This window comes from Robiginitalea rubriflava (assembly GCF_052540725.1).
In genome coordinates this window covers 2,823,775-2,845,400 of sequence record NZ_CP199309.1, presented here as the reverse complement: position 1 = coordinate 2,845,400, position 21,626 = coordinate 2,823,775, and the positions used below count along the sequence as shown (strand labels likewise).

The 21,626-nt window shown below is 45.8% G+C and carries 11 protein-coding genes; 4 read left to right on the top strand and 7 right to left on the bottom strand.

Annotated elements, in window-relative coordinates:
- Positions 1–44: 44 nt before the first annotated feature.
- Positions 45–5,348: an AAA family ATPase gene (locus ACT6NU_RS12830; RefSeq protein WP_445382068.1), complete on the top strand. Its 5,304-nt coding sequence runs from the start codon at positions 45–47 to the stop codon at positions 5,346–5,348.
- Positions 5,349–5,372: 24 nt separating this feature from the next.
- On the opposite strand, the gene ACT6NU_RS12825 is transcribed toward ACT6NU_RS12830, so the two are convergent.
- The gene (locus tag ACT6NU_RS12825; RefSeq protein ID WP_445382067.1) at positions 5,373–5,588 is read right to left on the bottom strand and encodes a hypothetical protein; all 216 of its coding nucleotides are present in this window, start codon (positions 5,586–5,588) and stop codon (positions 5,373–5,375) included.
- A gap of 213 nt (positions 5,589–5,801) precedes the next feature.
- On the opposite strand from ACT6NU_RS12825, the gene ACT6NU_RS12820 reads away from it, so the two are divergent.
- The gene (locus ACT6NU_RS12820) at positions 5,802–7,544 is read left to right on the top strand and encodes a hypothetical protein (protein WP_445382066.1); all 1,743 of its coding nucleotides are present in this window, start codon (positions 5,802–5,804) and stop codon (positions 7,542–7,544) included.
- A gap of 30 nt (positions 7,545–7,574) precedes the next feature.
- Here ACT6NU_RS12820 and ACT6NU_RS12815 read toward each other — a convergent pair whose 3' ends face one another.
- The gene (locus tag ACT6NU_RS12815) at positions 7,575–8,891 is read right to left on the bottom strand and encodes a serine hydrolase domain-containing protein (RefSeq protein ID WP_445382065.1); all 1,317 of its coding nucleotides are present in this window, start codon (positions 8,889–8,891) and stop codon (positions 7,575–7,577) included.
- Positions 8,892–9,256: 365 nt separating this feature from the next.
- Here ACT6NU_RS12815 and ACT6NU_RS12810 point away from each other — a divergent pair, with 365 nt between their 5' ends.
- Positions 9,257–10,960 (top strand): hypothetical protein, encoded by a 1,704-nt coding sequence (locus tag ACT6NU_RS12810; protein ID WP_445382064.1) that lies wholly within the window; start codon positions 9,257–9,259, stop codon positions 10,958–10,960.
- A 1-nt stretch (position 10,961) separates the two neighbouring features.
- On the opposite strand, the gene ACT6NU_RS12805 is transcribed toward ACT6NU_RS12810, so the two are convergent.
- On the bottom strand, positions 10,962–12,494 hold the full coding sequence (locus ACT6NU_RS12805) for a YifB family Mg chelatase-like AAA ATPase (RefSeq protein ID WP_445382063.1): 1,533 nt from the start codon (positions 12,492–12,494) through the stop codon (positions 10,962–10,964).
- A 160-nt stretch (positions 12,495–12,654) separates the two neighbouring features.
- On the opposite strand from ACT6NU_RS12805, the gene ACT6NU_RS12800 reads away from it, so the two are divergent.
- Positions 12,655–13,236, top strand: a complete 582-nt coding sequence (locus tag ACT6NU_RS12800) for a nuclear transport factor 2 family protein (RefSeq protein WP_445382062.1) — start codon at positions 12,655–12,657, stop codon at positions 13,234–13,236.
- Positions 13,237–13,299: 63 nt separating this feature from the next.
- On the opposite strand, the gene ACT6NU_RS12795 is transcribed toward ACT6NU_RS12800, so the two are convergent.
- From ACT6NU_RS12795 to ACT6NU_RS12780, 4 genes are read right to left on the bottom strand one after another with little or no spacing between them, the layout of a single operon-like run.
- On the bottom strand, positions 13,300–15,090 hold the full coding sequence (locus ACT6NU_RS12795; protein ID WP_445382061.1) for a hypothetical protein: 1,791 nt from the start codon (positions 15,088–15,090) through the stop codon (positions 13,300–13,302).
- Positions 15,087–16,331 (bottom strand): DUF4249 domain-containing protein, encoded by a 1,245-nt coding sequence (locus tag ACT6NU_RS12790; RefSeq protein ID WP_445382060.1) that lies wholly within the window; start codon positions 16,329–16,331, stop codon positions 15,087–15,089. The genes ACT6NU_RS12795 and ACT6NU_RS12790 overlap by 4 nt, the downstream gene beginning before the upstream one ends.
- A gap of 10 nt (positions 16,332–16,341) precedes the next feature.
- Positions 16,342–19,122, bottom strand: a complete 2,781-nt coding sequence (locus ACT6NU_RS12785; protein WP_445382059.1) for a TonB-dependent receptor — start codon at positions 19,120–19,122, stop codon at positions 16,342–16,344.
- 59 nt (positions 19,123–19,181) lie between these two features.
- Positions 19,182–21,575: a penicillin acylase family protein gene (locus tag ACT6NU_RS12780; RefSeq protein WP_445382058.1), complete on the bottom strand. Its 2,394-nt coding sequence runs from the start codon at positions 21,573–21,575 to the stop codon at positions 19,182–19,184.
- Between the last annotated feature and the right edge of the window lie 51 nt (positions 21,576–21,626).

Here is a 21,626-nt window from a genome sequence, read left to right as displayed (position 1 = left end):
CTAAAACTCTGGGCGCTATATTAGAGTTGACAAATTAAAGCAGTATGCAGCTTCAGGCTTCACAATTGATATTTGAAAGTGGCACCTCCCTGATTTATAAGGCCAATGACAAGGGAGAGGATGTAATTGTCAAGCTCTTAAAAGACTCCAGCCCTTCTTCAGACCTGCTTCTTACTTTTCACAACGAGTTTGAATACACAAAGGATATTTTTCACGATAAAATCCGCAAGGCTAGGCGCAAGGAAAAAATCGATAATAAATATGCCCTTATCCTCGATTATTTTGAAGGAGTCAGCGTGGGCGAGGCCTTCGTCCGCAGTCGGAGGTCACTGTTGGAAATCCTTGAATTTGCTGTGCTCATAGCAGAGGCTATCAGTCATATGCACCAGTTAAAGCTCATTCACAAAGACATTACCAAGGACAATATCCTTGTGAACCTGGAAAAAAAGTCCATCCAATTAATAGATTTCGGGCTCTCCTCCAAGGTAGACATAAAAACCAGTAACCTGAGCAATCCTGATACAATTGAGGGGAATTTGTTCTACATCGCACCGGAGCAAACCGGGCGAATGAACCGCAAGGTAGATTACAGATCAGACCTCTACAGCTTTGGGATTCTCCTTTACGAAATGCTTACTGGAAAATTGCCTTTTTTTGGTGAAGACAGTCTGGAAATAGTGCATAAGCACATGACTGAACTGCCCGCTCCCCCTAGCGAAATCGACCCGGAGATTCCCGGGGTGGTTTCAGAGATTGTAATGACCCTGCTGAACAAAAATGCAGAGGACCGTTACCAGTCGTCTATCGGCCTAAAAAATGATTTGCAGACAGCCTATTCACAACTGGCCGATAAAGGAGGAATTTCCGAGTTCCCATTATCCATTTACGACTATACAGGGCATTTCATAATTCCTGAAAAGCTTTACGGAAGGGAAAAAGAGCTCGAAATACTGATGCAGGCTTTTTCCAAAATAAAAAATCCCACTGTAGAAGCGCTTTTTGTATCCGGATACTCCGGTGTCGGGAAATCTGCCCTTATCAATGAAACACATATCCCCATTACCAGGGAAAAGGGGTACTTCATCAAAGGAAAATTTGATCAGTTTCAAAAGGATGTTCCCTATTTTGCCTTTACAGAAGCCCTTAACGAATTATGCCGGTATCTGCTTTCTGAAGCCGAAACCAAACTGGAGTACTACCGGGATCTGATGCTGGAAGCATTAGGGGATCTGGGCAAAATCATTATAGATATTGCTCCCAGGCTGGAATTGATAATTGGCCCGCAACCAGATGTGCCACATCTGGACGCCAGGGAAAACAGCAACCGTTTTAACCGGGTCTTCCTGAACTTCATTCGTTCCATTAGCCTGGAGGAACACCCACTGGTCCTTTTCCTGGATGATCTGCAATGGGCAGATATGGGAAGTATACAGATAATCCGGCAGATCATCAGCAGTCACGATCATCCGAATTTCCTTTTTATAGGAGCTTTCAGGGATAATGAGGTGGACAAAACCCATCCTCTGGCAATAATGCGAAAGGAGGCCCAGCTGGAGAATTCCAATATTCACGACATTGAACTGAAACACCTGCAGCAGCAGCACGTTCACCAAATGCTCGCAGAAACGCTTCACGAAGAATCGGAGGCCATCTCGGGACTTACGGAGGTCGTCTACAAAAAGACTCAGGGGAATGCTTTTTTTACAATTCAACTGATTACCAGTATCCTCAGTGAAGGTCATATAGAATATGACTTAGAACAAAATAATTGGAAAATCGACCTCGAACAGATCCGAAAGAAAAACTATTCGGAAAACGTAGTCGATTTCATGGCTTCCCGTCTGGCTGAACTACCGGATGAGACTTTGACCATTCTGAAACAGGCCGCCTGTATCGGAAATCAGTTCGAAATTTCCATACTGGCCCATTTATCCGGGACTAGCCGGCGCGAGGTATTCCTGGTACTTAAAATGGCGATAACAGAAGAATTGGTCGTTCCCCTGGATGAAGACTATCAACTCCTGGCCATTGATGAAGAGATTTCGAAGAATCGTAAGTTTCTGTTTAACTTTTCTCATGACCGTATTCAGCAGGCTGCCTATTCCCGTATAAACAAGGAAGACCGCACCAGATTGCATTATAAAATCGCGAAAATCCTGTCCGAAATAGAACGGAATGGCGACTACCTCTTTGAAACGGTTCACCAGTTTAACAATGCACTGGAGCTATTGACAGAAGCCGATATGAGGATTACTGTTGCCCGGTTAAATTTTCGGGCTGCAAATAAAGCCCGCAACGCTACTGCCTACAGTAGTGCTTCCAACTATATCCGCATAGCCGAGGACTTACTCCCAGAGGATAGCTGGAAAAACCATTATGAGTTGAGTTTCGGACTCAAGGCCCTAGGAGCCGAAGTTTCCTATTTGCTGGCGGACCCGCAACGCAGTGACGCCTATATTCAGGAATGTCTGAATAATGCCTCAAACCCAATTGAAAGGGCCGATATCTACTATATTAAAATGCTGCGGCTTACTATTGCAAATTTATATGAAGAAGCCATTAATACCGGGCGCAGCTGTCTGAAAGAACTGGGGTATGATTTTCCGAGTGAAAACCTCGATGTGCTCATAGGGGAAAATATGGAAAGCCTTCTCACTTATTTTAACAAAGAAGGTGTTGCTTCCATTGCTGGGAATCCGGTAATGAAGGATCCGGCCAACCTGGCCATTATTAAAATACTCGATAACTTTTCAATGCCTACCTATGTAGGTGGATACACCCAATTATGGATACTGCAGGCCTGTATGAAGGTTAATTTCAGCCTTGCAAACGGCAATACCCCGGAAACGGCCTACGCTTTCAGCGAGCTGGGGTTGATCCTGAACCTGCAGGGGCAATACCAGTTTGCGCTGCAATGCGGAGAACTATCCCGTACCCTTTCCCTTAATTTTGAAAAGATAAGCCTGCGCCACAAGGCCAGGTCTTTCCACTTGATTGCCAATTATATCTTTATTTGGCACAAACACGTGAACAGTATTGCTGAAATCAATGATGAAGGTTTTCAGGCCAGTATGGATTCCGGCGAATTGATTTTTGCGGGGTATACAAACTTCCATCCCTTCTACAACAAATTCTATAGCGGAGGGGTACAATTAGAGGAAATAAAAGAAGGTTTGCCAGACGCCATCCGTTTCAATGAGAAAATCAAAATGGACCTGGCTATGGATGCCTTGATTTCCCTTGAAATGTGCCTTAATTGCCTGACCGGGGATGGAGTAAAATCAAATGAGTTTCGCACCAAACGATTTTCAGAAAAAGAATTTATTTCCCTTTGTGAACAAAAGAAAGACTTTTACGGCATTGCCACCCTGCATACCTATAAGGCCTGTGCCCTTTATATAAATGGTCATTTTAAAGAAGCCGCAAAAAGTATTGATCAGGCATACGAATATGTTGCACCCCTTATCGGTTCCATAGTGCATTTTACAAGCCTGAAATTCTATGAAGCCCTGATTAACTTTCAGTTATACCCTAAAGCTAAGGATAAGAAATCCATAGATCAGAAAATTGAAGAGATCATCAGCTTATTTGAAAACCTCAATCGGGCAGGTAAAGCCAATATTGAGCACAAGCTGCAACTCCTCAGGGCCGAGAGGTTCCGCCTGAAGGGTAATTTGAGCGAAGCAGAACAGCACTACCTGCATGCTATCGATTCTGCAAAGGAGTACGGTTTCCTTCAGAATGAAGCAATAGCCCATGAATTATTGGGACGCCTCTGGCTGGAACAAAATAAAAAAATATACGCCAATATACATTTCGAAAAAGCCGGCATCTGCTTTTATCAATGGGGGGCCATTCCCAAACAGGAATCACTTAGGCAGGAATTTCCGGAGGTCTTTGCAAGGCCTTCGTTAAGCGGAGGTTACACAGACAGCCAGAACAGTTACGCTGGTTACTATGGCGGTTCCTTTGACACCAAAACACTGCTAAAGGCTTCTCAGGTTCTTGCTGAGGAAATCAGGCTCCCTGATCTGCTTGCCAAAACCCTTGAAATAATCAGTGAGAATGCAGGGGCAGACAGGTGCGCCATTATTTTGAAAAGGGAGAGAAACTGGTATGTGGAGGCGCTGAGCGATAAGGACCGGCCAATGGGCATTCTCAATAGCATTAAATTAAATAAATGCACGGATTTACCCCGGGAAATTCTGTCCTATTGTATTCGCTCAAGGGATGAGTTCATAATGCAGGAAGGGGAACATGACAACCTGATAGATAGAGATGCTTACATGCAAAAACACCTCCCGAAATCTGTTGCAGTAATCCCCAGTTTTCTGAAAAAAGAGCTAAGGGTGCTGCTGTACATAGAAAACAGTGTTATGGCAGATGCCTTTTCCAAAGGAAAGCTGCAGATTCTCAATATGCTGTCGGGGCAAATTGCGATTTCCATTGAAAATGCGCGATTGTACGACAATTTAAATAACCTGAATCAGGCCTATCAGAAATTCGTACCCTATAAATTCCTGAATACACTGGAGAAAGAAAGTATCCTCGATGTAAACCTGGGGGACCATATCAAACAGGACATGACGGCAGTGTTTTCCGATATTCGTGATTATACCACTTTTAGCGAAAAATTAAGCCCACAGGAGAATTTTGATTTTATGAATACCTACCTCAATACAGTAGGTCCCATAATAGAGGCAAACGATGGTATCGTAATTCAGTTTATCGGAGATGGTATTCTTGCCTTGTATGCCGATCCGAATAATGCCCTCAAGGCCTCCATACAGAGTCAGGAGGCCGTTCACGAACTCAACAAACAATTAATAGCGTCAGGTAAAACCCCGATCAGACTGGGATTTGGAATCCATACCGGCCCCATGATTCTTGGAATTATCGGAGACGAAAAAAGGAGACAGGCCGGAGTAATTTCCAGTGAAATCAATACCGTGAGCAGGATTGAAGGCCTGAATAAATTATTTGGGACCTCCATTATCCTGAGCGAGGATACCTTTGCACAAATTCAGGATAAGCAAAACTTCAGCCATCGATATCTGGGTAAAGTGCAGGTTAAAGGGCAGGAAGGGGTACTGAGGCTCTATGAATTTTTTGATGGGGAAAGTCCTGAAAACGCAGCCCTTATACAGGAATGCCTGGAGACATTCAATAGCGGCTTGCAGGCCTACTACAACCAAGATTTTATTACTGCTGCTGCACAGCTTAAAAAGGTATTGGAACGGAATCCGAAAGATGTTACCGCAGAAAGATACCTCAAAAACGCGGCTGAGTGCATGGTAAAAGGAGTACCGGATGACTGGACCGGGGTGGAGCGAATTACCAGTAAATAGATTATGATCCGCGTAATTCCGGGCTTACACCAAATCCTGAATGGCCTCTATCCAAAGGGGTATCTCGATCTGTACAGCTTTTAGCAGAACGAAAAAACCTTCAATCGACAGGGTGTAAACCAGGGTCACCATATCAATTTCCATAGTCATAAAGGTACTCAGCAGCAGATCGTAAAAAATAAAGCCCAGGCTGTATACCTTAATAGCTTTAAATAATATGAGACTGAGATTGGCAGACATTGTGTTTGTTTACTTAGAGTTGTTGTTCATTTAAAAGACGACAGAAAACCGTACTTGTAACGGGTATTGGGAACATTTTAACAGGGTTAGGGCCTTCTTTATAAAAACTTTAAAGGTTCCCGGGCTATTCAAGCCTTGCAGACTGAGATTTGAAATGTTACTGAAATTTAAATCCACCTGATTATTGTATTTTTAAGGACCAACCAGACAGGGATGAACCTGAATGATTATTTTAAAGAGTTAAAGCGGCGTAATGTTATTAAATCAGCCCTGGCATATTTAATAGTTGCCTGGCTTATCACCCAAGTACTCGCTACAATCTTACCGGTATTTCAGGCGCCCGAATACCTGCTGAGATGGTCTTTGGTACTCCTGGCCGTCGGTTTTCCCATTTGGTTGATTTTTGCCTGGATTTATGAAATCACACCGGATGGTATTCGGAAGACCATTGATGTTACGCCCGAACAGTCTATACGCACCAAAACAAGTACCCGACTAAATAAATTAATCATAGGGGCCCTAAGCCTGGCTATCATTGTATTATTAGTGGATCGCTTTAGCAGGGATGATGCGAAAATTGTCGATTACGGAGATCACTCGATCGCTGTTATGGCCTTCGCAGATATGAGCCCGAAACAAGACCATGAATATTTCTCCGATGGCATCAGTGAAGAACTTTTAAATCTTCTGGCTAAGATCCCAGATATTAAAGTGATCAGTCGAACCTCCTCCTTTTCATATAAGGGAAAGGCAGCAACTGCAACGGAAATTGGCAAGGAGCTCAATGTTACCCATATCCTGGAGGGAAGTATACGCAAAGCGGGCAATACCATTCGGGTAACGGCCCAATTAATTAAAACCGAGGATGGGTCTCATGAGTGGTCCCGAACCTACGACAGGGAACTCGAAAGTATCTTTAAAATACAAGACGAAATTGCCTCTGAGGTAATTAAAGAGCTGGAACTTTCACTTTTGGGCAACGTTCCCAAATCCGAGCTGGTCAATCCGGAGGGGTACAACCTTTATCTACAGGCCAAACACCTGGTTAACCAGAATACCCGAAGTGCCTATCTGGAGGCAGAATCCAAAATAAGAGCATGCATAGCTTTAGACTCATCCTATGCCCCGGCATGGCGGCTTTTGGCCGGGATATACAATACAGGCACTTACAACTTTAGTATTTGGGAAGCTACTGAGGGTATCCCCCTGGGTATAAAAGCTGCACAAAAGGCGATAAGCCTGGATCCTAATTCCGGACATGCCTATGCAAGCCTGTCCAGTTTACAGGAACTCAACTGGGAGTTTGAAAAATCTGCCAAAAACATGGAGAAGGCGATCAATCTGCTTCCGAAAGATGCGGTTGTACTGGGTACCGCAGCAAACAAAACATTCGGAAATCTCGAAAAATCTGTCGAACTACTTGAACGGGCCATCAAATACGACCCATTGGTTTACACAAACTATTTTAACCTGGGACATGCCCAGTACCGAATGGGCCATTTAGAAAAAGCTGAAGCGGCTTTCAAAACCTTTGAATTGTATTACCCCAACTGGGAAATCTATCATTATATGATTGCCAAAATCAGGATGTCTCAGGGACGGCTCGAAGAAGCCCTGACCGAAATTAAAAAGGAAAAACATGAGTTTTTCCAATTGTACGGTTTGAATTTTATATATCACGCCCTTGGCGATACAGAAAAATCGGACTCCCTGTTTGGCGAATTTTTAGAGAAATACGGGGAGAAGGAACTTGCTAACACGGCAGATCTGCTCGCCTTTAGAGGGCAATTCGACCAATCCTTTGACTATTTGAATAAGGCCTATGAAGTCAAAGATCCTGTATTAATAGAAGCCCTTACCTATCCCTCCTTTAAACCCATGTATGGGGATGTTCGCTGGAAGGAATTTATAGAAAAACTCCGGCTTCCCGAGAATCATGGGTACCCGCTGGAGTAAATCTCCCATTATTACATTTAATAAAACCGCCTAAAGAGAAGGGTCGGTATCCTCAAAACGGTTAGATGCGAATTCGGGGGTGTTTTTTTGGTATACTTGCCTAACGATATTGTATAAATCCGGTATCACTGTACTGGACAAACGGGAATTACTATTCAGCAAAACACAAATCCCTAAATCGTCCTGTGGGTAAAGCGCAATTTCATTGCGGTAATGGTTTACACTCCCCCCGTGATGCCAAACGATTTGTTTTTTCCCGGTATCGTGTTCCTTAAAATAATGAATCCGCCATCCAAAACCGTAGTAAGAAGATTCATGACCCGGCCAGCGCTGGTAGTATTTACTGCGCCCCGGGATTTCTACATTGGGGCGAAAGGCGATTGACAAGGCATTGCTATCCATGATATCCGGCCTGTGGCCCAGTAAAAACCGCATCCATCTGCCCATATCCAGGGCATTGGCACTGATCCCCCCGGCAGCAATGGCGTTGTAATAATGATCATTTAGGTTATTTGTACGCCAGCCCCTCCTCCTCCGGGTATGGGGCAAGGCTATATTCTCAGAGTTCTGCAGGGATTTGTGATCCATAAAAGTGGAACACATCTCCAAAGGTTTAAAGAAACGTTCGAGCAGATACTCGGACATCTGCTTGCCCGAAGCCTTGCTGATCATTAGTTCAGAAAGTGCAAACAGGGCATTCTGATAACTGTAGAGTTCTCCGGGTTTGCTTATAGGTTTAAGCTGTACAAAGCGCGAAGCGATATCCTGCAAGGGTAATCCGGCTTCCACCAGGTTTGTATAACTGTGATACGGTGCTCCGGTAGTATGCGATAAAAGGTTGGTCAGTGTAATTTTATCTGTATTCTTCCTGTCGCCCAGTTGAAATTCCGGGATAAAATCCCTGACTTTCGCCTCCCCGCTCAATTTGCCCTGCTTGATCATATCGGCAGCAAGTACTCCGGCAAACCCTTTCGAAAGGGATCCTAACCTGAAGATAGTATGTCCATCAACACCGTCCCCCCTTCTAATATCCTTGGTTCCATACCCTTCGGCAATTACAATGGAATCCCCTTTAACGATACTAACGCCGGCCCCTACTAACTGACCCGCAGAAACAGCCTTTTTGAAATAATCCTGAAGCGCTAATTGCAATTGCTGTTGCCGGGATCTGTATAATGCTGCTGCTTCCCGGTCAAAAATGTATTTGCCGGCTTTTTCCGTAGTAGCCAGATCTGCCTGCTTACTTGCCGATTCGGGGGCCCTTAAATGACTGCTGAGCCCGAAGATCAATAACAGGAAGAAGGAAGAAATAAAGGTTATTTTAAGCGGTCTTTTTGGAAAACGCATCACTACACAGGGATATCAGCCTTTGAAAATAGCATTATATAGGTAAATAACCATAAAACAGCGGGAATATTATGCAGTTTATCGATAAATAAGACCAAGATACCCCTTAGCACATAACTGGATTTGTCTTTTCCTAATTACCTCAATCTTTCGTGAACGATCTTTCGTTAGTTTTGATAACTCCTGCGAACGTAATTCTTCCAAAAGTATTTTGTTCGTAAGCGAAACCTCTAATCACCTCCGTATTATTCCAGAACTACTTATTATAACAAGCCATAAAAAGTAGGTGAAACCCCTGTGAATTTTGTAAATTTAAAGTATACGGACTTCAATGATTAACCGGGCATAATAAAATAGTTTTCCAGATGAGCGCCAGCACCCCGAAGAAAAGAAACCTCGGAAAGACCCTGGTAGTCTATCTCGGCACCGCAGGTGTCTTTATTGAACTTTTTAACTATATCGTCTCCCGCTATGGCCTGCAGGGGTCTTTTTCTGATGCGGTGGTCATCCTGGCTATTTTCGGATTGCCGGCAGCGCTGATCCACGAATGGCACTACAAAAAATTTACTAGAAAGGCACTTTGGATGTACCTGATTAATGCTGCGCTTGCCCTGATAGTTATTGTTTATAGTCAGGCCAACCCCAATCAGCTTAAACCTACAGAGCTAAGGCTACTACAGTTTCGGAAGAATCAGAAAGAGCTGGCATCCTCAATAAGCTCCATCGCTATCTTACCTTTCATGAATCTCACTGGCGACGAAAAGCAGGAGTATATGGCCCTGGGAATGCACGAGGAACTCATTGGACAGATGGGGGCCGTGAGCGGCCTGAGGATCATTGGACGAACCTCCACGGCCCTCTATGCGAAAACAGAAAAAAGCCTGCATGAAATAGCCGGGGAACTGCATGTGGATGCCATTATTGAAGGCTCCCTCCTGCCAGCTCCCCATGAGACTCTTAAGCTACAGGTCCGCCTTATCGGGGACATGCCCCGGGAGCTGCAGTTGTGGACAAAATCTTATGAACTAAAGCAGGAGCAGGTACTCGAGCTCTACGACGACATCATCAGAACGGTTTCAGAAGAAATAAATATTGCCCTTTCTCCGGAAGAAAAACAACGAATGCATGCAAAAAGGGCTGTCGATCCGAAAGCCTATGAATTTTATCTCAGGGGAAGGACACACTTTTCGTACCTGACTCCTGACATGGTCAATACGGCAGCGCAAAATTTTAAGAAATCCCTGGAAATCGACCCGCAGTTCGCCCCCGCCTATGCAGGCCTGGCCGGGGTCTGGATCGCCAGGAAGCAGTTGAACCACCCGGGCTTCACCCAGGAAGAAACAGAGTACAACTATTCCGAATACATCAAAAATTCCTTTGCCCTGGACAGTACCGATGCCGAGGTGTGGCGGATGTATGCCACTGAACTTGCCTATGAATACGATTGGCAGGGATGTAAGGATGCAATTGAGCGATGCCTGGAGCTCAATCCAAATTTTGCCGAGGCACATGCTTTTTATGCCCATTTCGCAATGATGCAAAGTAACTGGAAGAAGGCCTGGTCGGAAATTGAGATCGCAAGGGAACAGGATCCCCTGAATCCTCTGGTGAACTTCTTTTACACGGTCATGTTGGATCATAGCGGTCAATATGAGAAAGTTGGACAGGCAATAACAGGCGACCTGGGTTTAATGCATTACGGATTTCAGAAAAAGAAAGATAGTGTCATAATTTCCCTCATCAATTCTAACATCCTGAAAACCAGTCCGGAAATCACTATTGAATTTGAAGCAACATATCAAAATGAGGGTTATGAAATAGCACTTAATCAGCTGGCCGATACTCTGGCAACCTATTCAGAACATGAAGATATAGACGCAGCATTTATAACCCTGCTATACCAATTTGCCGAAAATAAGGACAAAACGGCTCAATGGATTGAACGCATGTTTATCCGAAGAGACCCTAACTTGCCTTATTGGGCCATCCGGCATCCCAGTAAACCTCAGTGGCTTTTTGAGGATCCGAGAATTCAGGAGGTTATGAAGCGTATTGACCTTTGGGAGTAGATCATCCCAACCAGCCCTCCCGGTCCAGGCTCCGGTATTGAATGGCTTCCGCCAGGTGCTTTTCGGTAATTGCATCATTCCCTTCCAGATCAGCGATACTCCTGGCTACTTTAATGATTCGGTCATAGGCCCGGGCCGAAAGCTTTAGTTGTTTCATGGCATTGCCCAGCAAGGCTTTCCCGCTTTTATCAAGAGGGCAATGTTTGCGAATTTGACGCACATTCATCTGGGCATTGCAGTGCGTCCCGTTTTCCGCAGCAAATCGCAATTGCTGAAGCTTTCTAGCCTTTATTACCCGTTCTCGGATCTGGTAACTGCTTTCCCCCATTTCTTTTGCACTGAGTTCCTCAAATGGTACGGGGCTTACTTCCATATGTATATCGATGCGGTCCAGCAAGGGTCCTGAAATACGGTTCAGGTAACGCTGCATTTCAGAGGCGGTATGCTGAAGGTTTTGTTTTCCGTCATTGAAATACCCTCCCGGGCTGGGGTTCATGCTGGCCACCAGCATAAAACTACTGGGATAGGTGATGGTAAAGCGGGCACGGGAAATAGTCACTTCCCGGTCTTCCAGCGGCTGCCGCATCACTTCAAGCACATTCCGTTTAAACTCCGGGAGCTCATCCAAAAATAGCACCCCGTTATGGGCCAGTGATATTTCCCCGGGCTGCGGATAACTCCCCCCTCCTACCAGGGCCACATCTGAAATGGTGTGATGCGGACTTCGAAAGGGTCGCTGCAACACCAGCCCACTGTTTTTGTTCCCGCCCACCACCGAATGAATCTTTGTGGTTTCCAGTACTTCTGTTGGGCTCATAGGGGGCAAGATTCCGGGCAGCCTTTTTGCAAGCATTGTTTTTCCAGAACCGGGCGGTCCGATGAGGATAATATTATGTCCTCCGGCTGCTGCAATCTCCATACATCTTTTTATGGTTTGCTGCCCGCGGACCTCACTGAAATCGGGACTATACTGCTCTTCCTTGCTATGGGGTTCCAGGGATACCGGCGGCATCGCTTCCAGGGTTTCTTCGCCTTTAAAAAAGGCTATGAGCTGAGATAGATGCTCGATTCCGTACACCCTGATACCTGAAACCACAGAAGCCTCTATCGCATTCTTACGTGGTAAAATCAGTGCTTTAAAGCCCTGCTCCCTGGCTTTAAGTGCCATGGGCAGAGCCCCGCGTATGGGTTGAAGTGCTCCGTCCAAAGAGAGTTCTCCCATCACCATATACTCGTGAATCCTGGGTACCTCCAATTGACCGGAAGCGATCAGGATACCCATTGTAAGGCATAGATCGTAAGCCGCCCCTTCTTTCCGCAAATCTGCGGGAGCCATATTGATGGTTATCTTCTTTCCGGGGATACGGTATCCATTATTGAGTAAAGCAGCAGCAATACGGAAATTGCTTTCCTTTATGGCATTATCCGGTAAACCTACAAGGTGATATCCGATTCCGGAATCAATGTTTACTTCAACAGTAACAGGGACGGCGTGTATACCAATGATGGCACTGCCGTATACTTTGGCCAGCATCTCTCATTTTTTGTGCAGTATCGTTTTGTGGCCTGCAGAATTCAATCAGGCAACGATATTTTGACCATGGGATGATCTGTATCATTGGCTGCAAGAAATATTTGTGCTAAATAGCTTATCTTTAATAGATTAAGTAATTAACGACCTAAATTATAAACATATGAAAAAAGTACACTACGGGCTTCTGGCCCTCATTCTGGTTGGTTTTTTAAACTGTCGGGAAGCCAATCCCGAAATGACTGCAGAAACCCAAATGACCGAATCTTCAATGACGCCTGATTATGAAACCTTTCAAAAAAAAGTCGAATTGGCAAGGGCTTTCATAAAAGCCCATTGTGATGAAGATCTGGCAGCCATCTCCAATATGCTGGCTGACAGCCTTGTATGGAGCCCGCCATCCTACAATGGAAACAAGTGGCTCGGGAAAGAAGACTTGCTTGCTGTCTTAAAAAATTACCACGATGCATTTGACAATATCCAGTTCGAAGAAGGTATCGTAACGGCAGATACAACCGCGGCCGGGTTCTGGTCGGGTTCTGTTTACCCCAGGGAAAGTGCCAGCAACAGCCCGAATATAATCAGGGTATACGGTACCTGGAAAGCTACCCATACCGAGAGTGGCAAGGACGTAGGCGTTAAATTTTATAACCTTATGTCTTTCAATAAAGATGGTAAGATGGTCAGTGCCTCTGACTATTTCGATGCCAATGGCATAGCTGTGCAGCTAGCTTCTGAAGACTAATTCTGCAAAGCCCTCCGAATAAAGCGGCCCGATCATCTCGGGCCGTGTTTTTTGGTTAACTCTCTATTTCACTACTATCCTGTGCATTAAACTTATTGGCTTTCCGAAAGTAGTAAACCCTTCCAGGCGGATTTCATAGGTGCCGGGCACCCTGGAAGTTTTAAAGGTAAAGGATTGCTCCGGTTGGCTAATTTCCAGTTTGGGAAGCCACAATAGTAAGGTCCTGTAGTCCGGTATATGCCGGGGTAGTTTTGCATAGGCATGCCTGAAATAATTTTTAGAAGGTTTTGGAGGGTGGTAGGCAAATGCCCCGCCAGCTCTTGGGTTGTAATTCGCTGCAAAATCACCGCTGATTGTTTCAAGGGCCACCATACCCTGAAATTTGGATGAGCCCATCACATAAGGGTCGCGGAGCACACGTACATATTTGAGCTGCCGGGCATCAAAGTTAAGCAGTGAAGGGAGGTCCTGAACCATAACCCCGTCCAGGGTAACCAGGGGAGGGTCAGTCGGAACTTGTTGGTTTCCAAATTCCTGCGGGGGTTGGACCCAGAAGCTGGTCTGGCCGGATTCAGTGCGTTTCAGGTCTACATGGGCTATAATTTCTATTAGCGTTTCCCTGAGGCTTGCGAATCGGGTATAGTCGTCCAGATCATAAGTTTCAGGTAGTTCCCCGTCAAAGGGGTCTACCGGAGGTGGCATTAATATGGAATCGGGCTTAAGTTCAAAATAACTGTTTTCAATCTGGTTGTGAACTGAGCGTTTACGGATACTCTCAGCCATCTGAGGTCCAATTTGCAACTGAAAAAAATTGTCTAGGTCCGGTTCCCATTGCGATGGCTTATCCATTTCAATTCGGAAATTTTCAGTTTCCGGGTTCAAAACTTCCACAATAATCCGATCTCCGTTAAAAGGTTTGGTCAGGTAGGTGTAAAATTTCCCTTCCCGGTCCGTTTGTACTGTTTTAATTTGAAAATCCCTGCCAGGCAGCGAAATTGCCAGACCCAGACCCGCTTGAGGCATCCCTGTTTTGTTCAATACCCTCCCGCTTATTAATTCTCCCCGTTGTTCCGGGATGGATACAACACTATTTACACTTTGGGGTATTTGTTTTTGTAAAGAGGGATAGGATTCTGTAAAGCGCGTGGTCCTGATGGAAGCGGGATGTGGCAGTTCATCCTGTTTGCGAATCAGCAAGGAATAGCTTCCGTACCCCAGTTTTCCCTTAAAATTTCGGATGCTTACCACAACTTCTTCATCTATGTTGTATTCAGACTTTTCGAGCAGAATGGCCAGATCAGAACTACCTGAAACGGCTACGGCTGTTTGCCCGCTTTTTACATTGGCAATCGAATCTGCCCGCACCGAATCAGCAGTTGATAAAATACCCCCCTGCTTGGAGGTATACGGATTTATAAAACTGATGTCCTGTTTAAAAAACTGCCGGTGGCCGGCATTCTTCATCCAATGTGTGAATGCCACCAGTTTATAATTCCCAGAAGGCAGGTTGGTGCCCAGAAAAATATCTCCCTGTCCCCTTCCTGACCGGAGCAATACCTTTTGACTGATCAGAATTTCGTTGGCTTCATTTAGTATTTGGACATAAGCTATTTCACTTATATTACTCAATTTATAGGTTTGGGTATTAATGCAGTAGAGACTGTAGTAAAGGTATTCCCCCGGAAATAAGAGGGTAGCAGAGGGGTGGACATAGAGCGTTTCCAGGGCTGTCTCCTTCAATACCTGTAGCTCGTTTATGTTTGATATACGTACCTGAGCACCAAGTGAATGGGCCTGAAGCCATATCCCGATTGCAATAATCAGGATCCATCTAAAAAGGCGCTCTGGTATCATTCTGTCCAAAATTCCGGTATTATGTTACTCCCCAATTCCCGGCAATCTCCACAAGGCCTGGGCACATATGCATAGGTTCCGGGGCAGGTTCCCAAATTCTCTGAATTGGGCCCCACATAAGATATCAACCCCTGGTCCACGCTTTCCACAACCGATCGGGGACAGGGATTGGGTCCTGTAGGTCCGGGAGCACAATAAGAAATATGATCATCAGGCGCTGAAGAAACGATGCAATTTTGTATGTATGGCGGAATTGGTAAATCCGGGAAAATGTCTTCGAAGTTAAAGAACAAGCGCTCTTCACTTACCGTGGCAAGTTCAAAATAACCAATAACCTTTGCATCCGGGTCCCCGGCAACCCGGATATTTCCATTTAAAAAGCCGGGTTGGGTACTGTTGAAAATATTTTCCGAGGAGGAAAAATCGCTTAATGCCTGATAATATGAAAAAGCTTCCGGTTGCTGCACGTACTGCTTTACTAAAATACTGTAGCGGTGTCGGATCATAAAATCCGTGGCTCCGAGGAAACGAACCGCCAAGCCCTCGAAGGCATCCCCGGAAAGGCTGTTGCCATCATTTAGTATGACCGAGTTGGAGGCCACTGTATTATAGCATACCTGTTGTTCTTCTGATCTGGGGACAATCTCGAGGTTATAGGTTATTTCCGGCAATGCACAGGGATCGTAGTTGGTCAGTAAGAATTCCTCCGGGCTCCATTCGGGCGCAATGATCTTATAGGTTTCTTCGTATTCGTATCGGAAGTAATCTGCATTCCCGCTGTTGGCAGAGCCATCCAGGTAGACAAACACCCCTTCAGTCCCGTTTTCGTTACTTTCCCTTACAGCATATAATCTATCGATTGAGGCCGTTCCCGGTAAGCTTTCCGGATCCGACAAATACGTGGTCCCGCTGCGGCTGTTTATTTCCAGGCGGTATTCCGTTTCCGGAAGTATCCCAAAAGCCTGAGAAGAACTGTAGAGTCCTGGTTCTGTTTCCTGAAAAGTAAATTCTTGCCCGCCTGACGCCTGAATACTTACTGTTGCGCCACTTTCCGCAACCGGAGCAAGAGAGTCAAAGGGATACGTTCTGCTGAGGCGGATTTGCTGCACCTTTTGTTCATCGGTCAGGGTAGCTTCTACAACCAGTATATCCTCAAATCCGTTTTGTTCAATTGGAAAAGGATCGATACAGGCCTGGAGCAGAACAACCCAAATTGATATGGCGAGTATAATTTTTTTCATTCCTGACGATCTAAAACTTAAAATTATAGGTTATGGACGGAATGGGAATGGCAAATATTGAGCTTTGCAGGGCTTTTACCTGCCCGTCTTCGGTTACAAAGAAAACCGAATAGGGATTGGTCCTGCCCAAAACATTATAGACTGAAATAGTCCAGAAGCTATGGGCAAGTTTCTCAAGTTTATGGTTCCCCTCTATATTGATCCCCAGATCCAGCCTTATATAATCCGGGATACGAAATTCATTGCGGTTGCTGTAGAAAACGTATTCGGCATTGTTGAAATTGTATTGTCCGATCGGATACGTCACGGGCCGGCCGGTCTGATAGGAAAAATTCAAAGAAGCGCTGTATCTTCTGGTAAATTTATAGTTGGCCACCAAACTCAGGTCATGCGGTTTGTCGTAGTTGGCAGGGAAAAATTCACCATTATTAACCCGTTCCTCCGGGAATGGGCTGTCAAATCGTATCAGGGAGCGCGAATAGGTATAGCCCAGCCAGCCATTCAGCTTTCCGTGATTTTTTCGGATCAGGAATTCCACCCCGTAAGCCTTTCCATCTCCCTGAATAACTTCCTGCTCAATGGCCGGGTTCAGCAGAACCTGGGCTCCTGTTTTAAAGTCAAGCACGTCCTGTGAAAGCTTGTAAAAACCCTCCAGGCTTAATTCAAACATTTGTTCATTCAGGTTTTTAAAGATCCCCAGGCTGATTTGCTGTGAGGTTTGCGGGCGAATATTAGCGTCACTCAGTTTCCAGGTATCTATTGGAGATACGGCAGTGGTATTGGAAAGCGTGTGGATAAACTGGTACATATTATTGAACCCGGCTCTGAGGGAAAGACTGGAGCTCAGCAGGTAGCGAGCCGAAATACGAGCTTCAGGGCCTCCATAGGTTTCAATAAAGGAGCCACTGTCATAAGAAGTACTACCCGTTAGCGTACTTTCATTTCTGGGCTGTCTTTCGGCATATTCTCTTTGTTCAGATGGTCCCAGGGCGGCAAAAAAGGCCCAGCGAAGCCCGGCAATGACACTGAATTTTTCAGATAAAGTAATCTCATCTGCAATATATAGCGCCCCCTCAAGGGCTTGCTCCCTCGGGATTGAAAGGTCTGATATATCCGATCCGGACCCCCTGGGTTCCAGATCCCCAGGGTTTACCCGATAATATTTTGCTGCCAGGCCATAGGTAAGGTTATGGGCAGCGCTGATCCGGTTACGCATCCAGCCCTTAAATTCAGACTCTTGCACCGCGTATCCGAGGTTAAAATCGGTATTCCCGCCAGAGTCGTATTCAATATCAAAGGCATATCTGCTGTTGGTAAGCCGCAGTCCCAGCGTATTATTATTGGAAAGGGCCCTGTCCCAGCCCAGGGATACGGCCCGGTTGGAATATCCAAACAGGGAATCCGAGGTAATACTGAACCGATCCTTACTGTAGTAGGCGGTTGCCTTCAATCGGTTTTTATCGTCTATACGATCGGTATATGTCCCTATGAAGTCGTAAAAAGATGCCTGGCTGTTGTTCAGGTTTTCATCTTCCAGGGCCCGAAGCACCCAGTCAGAATATGCACCCCTACCCCCGATGACCATGGAGGATTTATCTTGTTTTAGCGGGATTTCAAAGGCGAGATTGGCAGTGACCGGACCTATGGAGCCTTCTCCCCGGAATTCTTTGGTATCCCCATCGGTGGTCCGTATGTCGAAGACAGAAGAGAGTCGCCCCCCGAAGGTTACCGGGATGGCCCCTTTGTAGATTTCCACGCTTTCGGTCACAAAGGGGTTCAGTGCCTGGAAGATGCCAAAAAAATGGGTTGGATTGTATACCAGGGCGTCATTTAGCAGGAACATGTTCTGATCCGTTCTTCCGCCTCGCACATTAATGCCTGTGGCACCTTCCCCTGCCCTAGAAATGCCTGGCAGGGCCGTGGCTATTTCCAGAAGGTTACGTTCCCCGAGTACCAAAGGAATGTTCTTGCTTTCTTCGGAATCGATAATATCTGTCCCGGCTGTCACCGCTTCCACATTGCGCTTTCGGTCTGCTTCAACAACAACTTCCTCCAATTGCTGAACGCCTTCTTCTACGGTAAGGTCCAACTTACCGTCATTAAAAACCAAAAGGCGTTTACGGATTGGTTTCATCCCGATAAAGCGGGTTTCCAGTTCATTGATCCCTGGGGGAAGCATCATTTCGAAATACCCATTTTCGTCTGAGACGGTTCCCAGCCCGCGGTTGGTGATCAGAATGGAAACATCGGAAACGGGATCCCCCGAGGTTTGGTCCCTCACATAACCAGAAATACGATAACGGGTGCGCGTATCCCCTGAAACCTGCCTGCCAATACGCAGGGTTTGCACTTCGGCCGTATCGGGCAGCATTTCCTGATTTATAAAAACGGGCATTGGGTTAACCTTCTCACGCCCGTATGCCAAAGAGTCCTCTTCGGATACCGTGGGTTGGTCGCCAAAAAACCCGTCCGGCAGGTCCTGATAAATTCGATTATTTCGCGTCAGGACAATGGTCTTAGCATCGTATTGAAAATAATTAATAGGTAGGTCTTTTAGGAGCTCCTCCAGGATTTCCGCTACAGGACGATCCTGAAAAACCCCGTTAAACCTCCGGTTCTCAAACCAGGCAGTGGCGAAATAGACCTCTGCCCCACTTAACTCCCGTATGCGTTCAACAATTTGGCCAAACTGTTCGTCCTCAATTACAAGTGAAATTTTTAGAGTATCCTGCTGGGAGTGGAGCCTGAATATGCCTAATAATAAAAAGAGAATAATTATGGTACGCTTCATCAGCAGGCTATGATTCAATGTCGCGAAACGGGGGCTCCCGGAAATTGAAAGTAGTTTGTTTAATCAGTTGCTGATTTAAATATAAGTAATGATTTGGAATTGGTCCTTATTTCCTCCCCGTTCATCAACATTTTTCGGAATTCCCCGCGGTTATAGCGTTCAGCCTGATCGCTGTAGTGCGGGCTGAAAGGATTGCCAGACTGCCCTGTTGGGAGGATACTGACGCTTTGTTCAATGTCCGAGAAATCGATGACTCTGCGGGTGGAAGGGCCCGAATTTACTTTATAAAAACCGGTTGAATCGTATGGAAATGCCATATTATTGATTACCTCCCTGGAGCCTTCAACAGGGAAAGGACCCACATTGAAAAAGGAGCGCAATGCGGCTATTTGTCCAATAGGATGCTGGTGTTCGAGTGTATGTACCCTACCCCAGTTCCATTTGGATGTATCCGGCCCAAAATCCCTATCAACCGAATTCCTCGCTTTTTTAAAGGAGCTGATGACCAGTTCGGATTTCGTCTCAATGCGCTCTGGTGTGCGAATATCATCCCACCACAAGGAAGGCCCCATGGCCGCCAGCCGGGCAAGCATCCTTTTAAACAAATGCGTTCCTAAGAATGCCTGAAAAACCTCAGGCCCCATCTCGTCAGAAAGGCTTGCCTCCGCAAAAAAATAGACCCAGCGGTGAAAAACCACTGCTTCCTTGCTGTTCAGGGGATAATCTCCCTTCCAGGAGTTTAAAATATCCAAACATTCAATCTCCGCATCGGATAGCTCCGCCACTTTTATTTCCCTGGCCAGGTCTGCCACAAGCTGCGGATTAACACTGGAGGTATTATCAGTTATCATCTGCTTTACCCCTTCCCGGTCCCAGTCATCTCGCGCTTCCAGGAGCTGAACTATTCTTTTGGCCCGGTTTTCGGGAAGATAGTAGCCCGGCATAAAGCCCGCAGCAGTGCTGTCTGGCTGATTATTGGCAGAATAGACATATCCCCATGGCGGGTTGACAGCCCTGGGGTTTTCTTCAAAAGGCACAGCCCGTTTGGCTGAAGATACATCCGAAGGGATCAGCATTTTTGTGGAAATACTATCCGGAAACCGGTAAAGCCTGGCTGCTGCCCACCAGGCTACATTTCCATTCCTGTCTCCGTACATTACATTTAGGCCAGGAGCATGAATATCCTCTACCGCAGATTCAAAATCTGACATCCCTTTGGAATGGCTGATTCCATACAGCGCATCCATGACCCGGTTCTCCCCTTGCGTATACACCCAGGCCATGCTAACCGGTGGCATATCTTTCATTTGATCGGATATCGAATTCACTACCGGACCCCGACTTGTCCTTTTGTAAGTAAAGGAAACCGTATCGGCATCCTTAACCGCTATTTTTTTATGTACTTCTTCAAAAGGAATCCACTGCTCCCCTGAGCGATAGCGGTTGCTATCCTGCGGGTGGCGTGTTTCCGTAAAGAAATCTAAGTCGTCGTTTTCAAACATGGTAAGACCATAAGCCATATTCCGGTCGTGCCCCAGCATCGGAAAGGGAATACCTGCCAGATGATATCCGTATTTCTCATAACCCGGGGCCACCAGATGGGCTTCATACCAGACAGAGGGTTGGGCAAAGCCAATATGGGGATCATTTGCCAGGATTACAGAATTATTTTTTGTTTTTTGCGGAGCAATCACCCATGAATTACTACCCTCAAAGGCAGGAAGGGGTAGTCCTGATAAAATCCGCTGGGTTTCGGATGACAAAGAAAAGGCCATAGCTGGCTGTCCCCTTTCGTCGAAATTCCGGATAAGAGTGGTTCCTGCAGGCTCGTCGCCCAATAATTCCTGAAGGTATTCCTCTCCCAGAATTCCCTTTAAATGTGTCAGTAACGGATCTGTTTTATGTGCCATAGCAAAACTGAAAGCCATATATCCGACTGAATTGAATACGTCCTCCAGTTCAAAAGGTCTTTTGTCAAGCCCGGTCAGGTAGAATTCTATCGGGGTGGGGCCTTCTTTGATAAAATGGTTAATCCCATCCAGATAGGCCTGTATCAGCTCAAAAGCAGGGGCAGATCTATCTATATTCTCAAGGGTACTATTAGTGGCCTCATCGATTCCCAGATTAAGAAAAAATCGGTCTGCCTCAAGGGTCTGCTGGCCAAAAACTTCGGAGAGACGGCCTTTGGCAACCCTTCTGAGCAACTCCATTTGCCAGAGCCGATCCTGGGCGTGCACGTATCCTAAAGCCCTGAAGGCATCAGTCTCATTCTGACCGTAAATGTGGGGGATTCCGAAAGAATCAAAATAAACGGAAACCTCATTTCCCAGCCCCGGCATACTTACCTCTCCCTCATACTCCGGTTTGAGGTGCTGCATAGCCAGGAAGCCCCCTGCCACCAATAACAACAAGAGGACAAATACTATTCGTAAAATCTTTTTTAAACTTCCCAAAAGCCCATATTTAAAGTATACTAAAGATAAAGGCTTTGTTCAGAATTAAAA